The organism is Cytobacillus sp. (assembly GCF_032154635.1).
Lineage (GTDB): Bacteria > Bacillota > Bacilli > Bacillales > Cytobacillaceae > Cytobacillus.
The window spans coordinates 109,674-116,645 of record NZ_JALDXW010000013.1 but is presented as its reverse complement, the minus strand read 5'-3'; the positions used below and the strand labels follow the sequence as shown (position 1 = coordinate 116,645).

General features: G+C 35.6%; 6 protein-coding genes and 1 riboswitch. Of the genes, 4 read left to right on the top strand and 2 right to left on the bottom strand.

Annotated elements, in window-relative coordinates:
* Window positions 1–335: 335 nt before the first annotated feature.
* A riboswitch (cyclic di-GMP riboswitch) is annotated at window positions 336–428 on the top strand.
* Window positions 429–466: 38 nt separating this feature from the next.
* Complete coding sequence (locus tag RUH74_RS11490; protein ID WP_313800449.1) at window positions 467–604, top strand: anti-repressor SinI family protein; 138 nt, start codon at window positions 467–469, stop codon at window positions 602–604.
* Window positions 605–740: 136 nt separating this feature from the next.
* Here RUH74_RS11490 and RUH74_RS11485 read toward each other — a convergent pair whose 3' ends face one another.
* Window positions 741–1,064, bottom strand: coding sequence for a helix-turn-helix domain-containing protein (locus RUH74_RS11485; protein ID WP_313800443.1), 324 nt, complete (start codon window positions 1,062–1,064; stop codon window positions 741–743).
* Between the two features lie 204 nt (window positions 1,065–1,268).
* Window positions 1,269–2,327 (bottom strand): tRNA 2-selenouridine(34) synthase MnmH, encoded by a 1,059-nt coding sequence (gene mnmH, locus RUH74_RS11480; protein WP_313800442.1) that lies wholly within the window; start codon window positions 2,325–2,327, stop codon window positions 1,269–1,271.
* Between the two features lie 187 nt (window positions 2,328–2,514).
* On the opposite strand from mnmH, the gene RUH74_RS11475 reads away from it, so the two are divergent.
* Genes RUH74_RS11475 through RUH74_RS11465 form a run of 3 tightly spaced genes read left to right on the top strand, consistent with a single transcriptional unit; the run spans window position 2,515 to window position 6,943 of the window.
* Window positions 2,515–3,522, top strand: a complete 1,008-nt coding sequence (locus tag RUH74_RS11475) for an ABC transporter substrate-binding protein (RefSeq protein WP_313800441.1) — start codon at window positions 2,515–2,517, stop codon at window positions 3,520–3,522.
* Complete coding sequence (locus tag RUH74_RS11470; protein WP_313800440.1) at window positions 3,522–5,612, top strand: ATP-binding protein; 2,091 nt, start codon at window positions 3,522–3,524, stop codon at window positions 5,610–5,612. Before RUH74_RS11475 ends, RUH74_RS11470 begins: the two co-directional genes overlap by 1 nt.
* On the top strand, window positions 5,609–6,943 hold the full coding sequence (locus RUH74_RS11465; RefSeq protein ID WP_313800439.1) for a sigma-54-dependent transcriptional regulator: 1,335 nt from the start codon (window positions 5,609–5,611) through the stop codon (window positions 6,941–6,943). The genes RUH74_RS11470 and RUH74_RS11465 overlap by 4 nt, the downstream gene beginning before the upstream one ends.
* Window positions 6,944–6,972: the final 29 nt, after the last annotated feature.

Here is a 6,972-nt window from a genome sequence, read left to right as displayed (position 1 = left end):
GCATTCCGATAATTATTCATTTCATTTCTCACTAAATTTAAAACACGATAATCATTTATTCGTATGTTTATAAAGAAACAGGAGGTTATCCCTATAGTTTCAAAATATTACGACAAATTACCTCAAAATGATTTAGAAAAATGAAGAGAAGTCTGGGTATTAAGTTAGAATATATATTTATATGAAACAAATTCCGTAATGTAGTTGTGGAATTGTGTCGAAATATAATCAAAAATAACTGCTTAAAAGTTTTCTGAATAGACAAAAACTAACACTATAAGTGATATACATCATTTAAAATACGTAATATAGAATATATTACCTATTTGAAAAGATATAGAAAAAGGCAAACTTGTTGAAAAGCAGGGACGCAAAGTCACAGGTCTAAGGTATGTTGGATAAAATACTAGGATGGCTGGATTGCCTTAAATACGACTCGTATTTTGGGGGGGACTATGTGGTTGAGATGAAAGTGACTGTGAGAGAAATGGATACAGAATGGCTAAAGCTGATTATTGAGGCAAAAAAAATGGGACTCAAAAAAGAAGAAATTAGGGATTTTTTGGTGAACAGCGGTGTTAAAGAAATAGTTCTGAAGGGTTGAAAAAGAAGGGGTTGAAGGATTAAGTATTTCTTGTGGGAATTCTCTCATTAAAGAAATGCTTTTTTATTTAAATAAAAGGGCAGGGAGGCTAATAAATCATTTTGAGCCTCCTTCCCTTTTTTGTATGATGAAGAACTTATTTATTTTGATCTATTCGCCATTTATTAAATGCTAAAAACTCGCGAAATTGGTCTTTAGAAACTCCAGAATTCATGGCTTCCTGTACAATTTTCATCCATTCTGAATCCAATTCTTCTTTATTAGGCTGCTCGTGAATTAAGTGATCGACAGGTACATTTAATACTGCAGCAATTTTTTCAAGAAATTGAATTGATGGGTTTGTTTGCAAGTTTCTCTCGAGCGAACTTAAATATGACTTGGCCACGCCAGCTTGTTCGGCAAGCTCGGATAATGACATTTTTTTTTCCTTTCGCAGTTGTTTAACTCGTTCACCGATCATCCAATCTCACACACCTTACTTTAATATGTAATATAATCATACCAAAAAATAAAGAGAAGTTCCATATTAAGAACAACAGGTTTGAACAGATATTAGTATCATATCATAAATATACGAATTCCTTGCAAAGAATCTGTCCGTATAATGGGAAAATTCTAGCAATTGCAATGTTTGCATCTTATTAGCAAGCAAACATGCTCTAGGCTAATGAACTAGAGCAGTTTGTGTTTGAATCAATTCCATAATGTCTAAAACTGCCGATTCCGTATTTTCAGCATCAATAAGATGAAAGGGTTCACTATATTCCATTTGTTTATGTGCGTAGCGGGGGTCATAATACTCTTTAAGAAGAATGAGGATGACAGATTTATATGCTCGCTTCGTAACTGCATCATCTAGAGAAGCATTAATTTCATGACTTTTTATGCGTTTTTTAATATATGAAAGACGTTCAATAACTTTCTCATGGAACCAATCCTCGTCCAAGTACGGCAAACAATAGTCATGATAAATTCGCTCTACCCGTGAGGTCATTGAAGCTTGTAAATAAATATTGGTACCGAGCTGCTTCTTCCTTAAAAGTTCGTCTGGCAACACAACTTTACCAATTCGTTTGCTTTCTGCTTCGATGATGAAGAAGGAAGAGTTGATTATTTCCGTTAATGATTTAAATAAAAGGGAATCAAATGTTTTTTGATTGTTTCCAGGGAACAAACCAAAAGTTCCGAAGATGGATCCTCGATGACCTGCCAATTCTTCTAAATCAATGACAGGCAAACCTTTAGCATGTAAGCCTTTTAACACATCAGTTTTACCAACACCGGTCATTCCATGAAGGGTAACTGCCTTTTCTGGCAGCATGAAAGGTATTTTCTCAAGAATATATTGACGATAAGCCCGATATCCGCCAATTAGCCGTGGAACAGAAATCCCCGCAAAAGCGATAAATGTAGCAACAGCCTTGCTGCGCATTCCACCTCTCCAGCAGTAAATAACTGGCTCAGCTCCTATTTCATGAAGAGCCTTTATATCCTTTAATAACGAAGGAATCTTCGGCGAGACTAATTCCATCGCTTTCCACTTTGCGATATTTGCTCCTTCTTGTTTATAAATAGTACCAATCCTCGCACGCTCTTCATCTGTGAATAATGGTATATTGACGGATCCAGGAATGTGAAATTCTTTAAATTCTCCCGGAGAGCGAACGTCAACTGCAGTTGCATTATTCAATTGGATGAATTGATCAACAGTAATTTCTCTCATAACTTATTCCTTTCGAATCTCCATATATAAAGATTATTTTATCCCTTAATGATACGAAAGAAAACCTCCTGTTAAAAATTGAATGCTTGTATAAAATGGAAGGTTCATAGAATTCTCCTTTTTAGCAAGGGATTAGACCAGTTTTTTCGATATAGTGAAGATGGATGTTCGTGCGAGGTGGTTTACTATGAAAACAAAATGGTATTTATTTTTATTAACGATTATGGCAATTTCTATTGTTACTTATACTTATATAAGCAATAAAGACCAAAAGCCATTGAATATAGGAATAATTATGATCGGAGATAGCAGATATGAAAAGCTAATCGGCCTTAAAAAAGGGATGCAGGAGTTAGGATATGATGATCGGTCAATTAAATATTCGGTAAAAAGCGGGAAAGATCAGGAAAAAACACTTGCCTCTCATATAGACGATTTAATAAATGAAAAGCCAGCGCTTATCGTTGCTTTAGGCGGGATTGAAACGTTGAAGTTGAAGGAAATAATGGAGAGTCAAAATATAAAAATTCCTGTTGTGTTTGCCGGAGTTGCCGCTCCGAAGGAAATGGGGCTAATTGAGGATTATCGTTCACCAGGTGGTCTCTTTACAGGGATTAATAATTACCATACAAGCTTATCAGGAAAAAGGCTGGAAATTTTTCATAATTTAGTTCCTTCCATTAGTAGATTTCATATTCTTTATGATGAAGAGATTAAGGTAAGTAAACTGAGCCTGGAGAATGTGGGTGCAGCAGCTGAAAGACTATCTTTAGAGATCATTTCCTGGAATGTAAGTGATTCAAATAATTTTTTTAGCGAAATGAAAAATGACATACAGGCGAATGATGCAATTTTAGTTATGCCGGGATTTAAGCTGGAGTCATTATCAAAAGAAATTGCTCAATTTTCAAAGGAGAACCATATACCTGTCATGGGGTTATATGAGAATGAAACAGAGGATGGGATTCTAGCGAGCTATGGTACTAGTTATTTTGACCAGGGTTACCAATCTGCAAGATTTGTTAGTTCAATTATTCAAGGAAACTCACCTGCAGACATTCCTGTTGAAATGCCTGACAATATCCGATTTATCGTTAATCAAAAAGTAAAATCTGAATTAGGTATTGAACTTAATAAGGATATTATCCATTTGGCAGAGTTAATTCATCTTAATGCAGAAGGGAAGAGCCAATAATGATGAAGTCAATCATCCATTGGCTTCATTCTCAGCCTATGCGAGTAAAAGTGTTGGTTTTCGGAATTATTATGTCAACCATTCCACTTTTATTAATCAGTTATTACTACTATAGCAATGTTAAGCCAGATCTTGAGGCAAGAATCATAAGTAAACAAGAATTGATGCTCAAAAATCTAACAGGTGAAATTGAATGGGAGTTCAACCAGATCTTTCAGCAAGCTCAATTTTATTCGAGTATAAGAGAAAAAGAAGATAGGCGGACAATATTTTATGATTTATTACTGAAGAATTCCTCAATAGAAGAAGTGGTCATTACGAATGAAAGTGGCAAAGTGGAGGAAAAGGTTTCTAGATATGAACTCAATATTCCAGACACAAATGAGCGCTGGTTTTCAGATGAAATGTGGGTTGCCTTTCGATCAGAAGACCGAATATATGGGAAAGTAGAATTTAATCAGTTTGGACAGCCTGTTATGAAGATTGCTGTAGTTTATTTGGAAAATGGCAGTAGAAATGCTGTTGGTATCACAATACAACTGCAAAAAATTATAGGCCAGATATCATCATTAAAACAAGACAATTTATCTTATATATATTTACTAGACCGTGAAGGGAAGGTAATTGCCCATCAGGACTATAGAAGATTATGGCATCAAATTCCAGATGTAGATAACAAAGAAATGTTAGGTGTAAGAGAAAAACTCACTGATCTAGGGTGGACAATTATAATGGAGCAACCTAAAACAACTGCCTATGAGCCAATCAATGAGATGTTTATGAAAGGCTTAATGGTTGCAGTGTTTGTTACACTTATTGTGAGTTTAATCAGTATTTATGCTGGTCTTTATTTTACAGCACCAATCATTGTTCTTGACAAAGAGATGAGGAAATTAAAGGCTGGATATGTAGTTTCCCCAATTATATTAAATAGAAATGATGAACTAGGACAGCTATCCCAGTCTTTCAATGAAATGAGTCAAGAGCTTCATGAGAAATCACTTCGTTTAAAACAGGAAAAGGAGCGCTTGGATATCGTCGTTAATGGAATTGGTGCGGGATTAGCACTTGTGACAAAAAATTTTCAGGTCACTTGGATGAATCCGTTGCTCGAAGGTTGGATAAATAAGGAGGAAATAAAATTACCCTGCTACACTTTAATTGGTGGAATGACTACTCCATGTGAAAATTGCCCCATTACTTGTCCTGAGCGTAATGAAAATGCCGATACAATCATGAGGATGCAAAAAGGGAAACGAGAGGAACGGCTGTTTAGGCATCGTGTATTTCCGCTTACCCATGCAATAAAGGGGGAAGGGGAGTATTTACTTTTCATTGAAGATGTTACTGAGGAAAAGCAAATGGAAGAAAAGATGATTCAAACAGATAAACTTAGTGCACTAGGCTTAATGGCATCAAGTTTTGCCCATGAGGTGAATAACCCGCTTGCGACGATTCATGTATATGCGGAGGATTTAATAGAACGGCTGGAGCAATCGGATGATGCATTGGATGAGGATGAAATGGCATTGTACTTAAGAAAAATTAAGGAGAATACAGATCGATGTAAGAGAATCACAGAAAATCTACTGAAGTTTTCTAGAAAGTCGAATTGGAATGTATCACATTTTGACATAAAAGAAACCATCCAAAACAGTATTAGTTTGGTTGAGTATTCCTTGAAGAAGAAGAAGATTCTTTTAGATGTATCCATACAAAAAGAAATGCCATGTATGGTTGGAGATAGTATAAAACTAATGCAGGTATTAGTAAATTTAATTAATAATTCAATTGATGCTATTAATCAAGAGGGAACTGTATCCATTTCTGCTGTTCAGCAAAATAGGAGATTTGTTTTTAAAATAAGTGATAATGGCTGTGGAATTCCTGATCAGGATATGCAGAAAATCTTTGACCCATTTTTTACAACAAAGCCAGTCGGAAAAGGGACAGGTTTAGGATTATCTGTTTGTTATGGGATTGTAGAGGAGTTTGGCGGAACGATAATGGTAGAGAGCAGAATAGGGAAAGGAACAACGGTAATAGTTAGCATTCCGGCTGAAACAAGATTTAAGGAGGACAAGCAATGAATTCAGCTCGATTATTAATTGTTGACGATGAAAAGGACTTATTGGAACTTCTAGTCAAAAGGCTTATTCGAAAAGGATATGAAGCAAAAGGTGCAGTAACAGCAGAAGATGCCCTCTTACTATTAAAAAAACATATATTTGATATAGCTATTTACGATATTCGTTTACCGAAAATGGATGGAATTGAACTTTTAAAAGAAACAAAAATCATTCAGCCAGAGACTGAAGTATTAATGTTAACTGGCCATGGAACGATTGAAACAGCGATAGAAGCCATGAAGTTTGGTGCTTTTGATTATTTGACTAAACCGTACAATCTATCAGAACTAGAAATCATCATACAAAAGGCAGAGGAAAGCAGGAAATTAAAGCATAAGAATGATAGTATGAAAGAAATTATTAGACAGCATAATGAGTTTCAAATTATCGGAGAAAGTCCAATATTTACTGAGGTTCTTGAGCTTACCCGCAGGATTGCTGATAGTAATGTGCCAGTTCTGATTGAAGGAGAGAGTGGAACAGGGAAAGAACTGTTTGCAAAAGCGCTTCATTATTGGAGCTGTCGTGCAGATGAACCGTTTGTGGCTGTTAATTCAGGTGCACTTCCTGAACAATTATTAGAAAGTGAATTGTTCGGACATGTGAAAGGTGCTTTTACTGGGGCGAATCATGATAAGAAAGGATTAGTAGAGGCGGCAGATGGTGGAACGTTGTTTTTGGATGAGTTAGGTGAAATGCCATTATTGCTGCAAGTTAAACTGCTGAGATTTCTCGAATCAGGTGAATTTAGGCGTGTGGGTGATGTAAGGGAAAGAAAAGTGACGGTTCGGGTCGTGGCTGCAACAAATAGAAACATGGAAAATGAAGTTGCTGAAGGTCATTTTCGAGAGGATTTATTTTATCGATTAAATGTTGTTAAATTAACAATTCCCCCACTAAGGGATCGAAAAGAAGATATTCCGCTCTTTATTGATTTTTTCATTAATAAAGGAAAAAACCAAGGGAAACGGCTGTCTTCTGAAGCGTTTTTCGAATTACAGAATTACGATTTTCAAGGAAATGTTAGAGAACTACAGCATATTATTGAAAGAGGCATTCTATTATCTAGAACAGAACAAATTGAAGCAGCTGATTTACTTTTGCCAACCCGGAAAATTTCGCCAATAGAAAAGCTGCAATCCACATGCTCCTTAGAGGAATTAGAAATAATGCATATTGAAGGTGTCTTACATAATGTAAATTGGAACAAAACGAAGGCGGCTGAAATTTTGGGTATCAGTGTAAGAAACCTATATCGGAAAATTGAACAATATAAATTAGTAAAAGAATGACAAAATGGCATAAAGCGATTGGTTATAAT

Excerpts from the sequence above, each read along its gene's own strand:
- RUH74_RS11490 (WP_313800449.1), top strand. The coding sequence starts at position 467 with ATGAAAGTGACTGTGAGAGAAATGGATACAGAATGGCTAAAGCTGATT.
- RUH74_RS11485 (WP_313800443.1), bottom strand. The coding sequence starts at position 1,064 with ATGATCGGTGAACGAGTTAAACAACTGCGAAAGGAAAAAAAAATGTCA.
- mnmH (WP_313800442.1), bottom strand. The coding sequence starts at position 2,327 with ATGAGAGAAATTACTGTTGATCAATTCATCCAATTGAATAATGCAACT.
- RUH74_RS11475 (WP_313800441.1), top strand. The coding sequence starts at position 2,515 with ATGAAAACAAAATGGTATTTATTTTTATTAACGATTATGGCAATTTCT.
- RUH74_RS11470 (WP_313800440.1), top strand. The coding sequence starts at position 3,522 with ATGATGAAGTCAATCATCCATTGGCTTCATTCTCAGCCTATGCGAGTA.
- RUH74_RS11465 (WP_313800439.1), top strand. The coding sequence starts at position 5,609 with ATGAATTCAGCTCGATTATTAATTGTTGACGATGAAAAGGACTTATTG.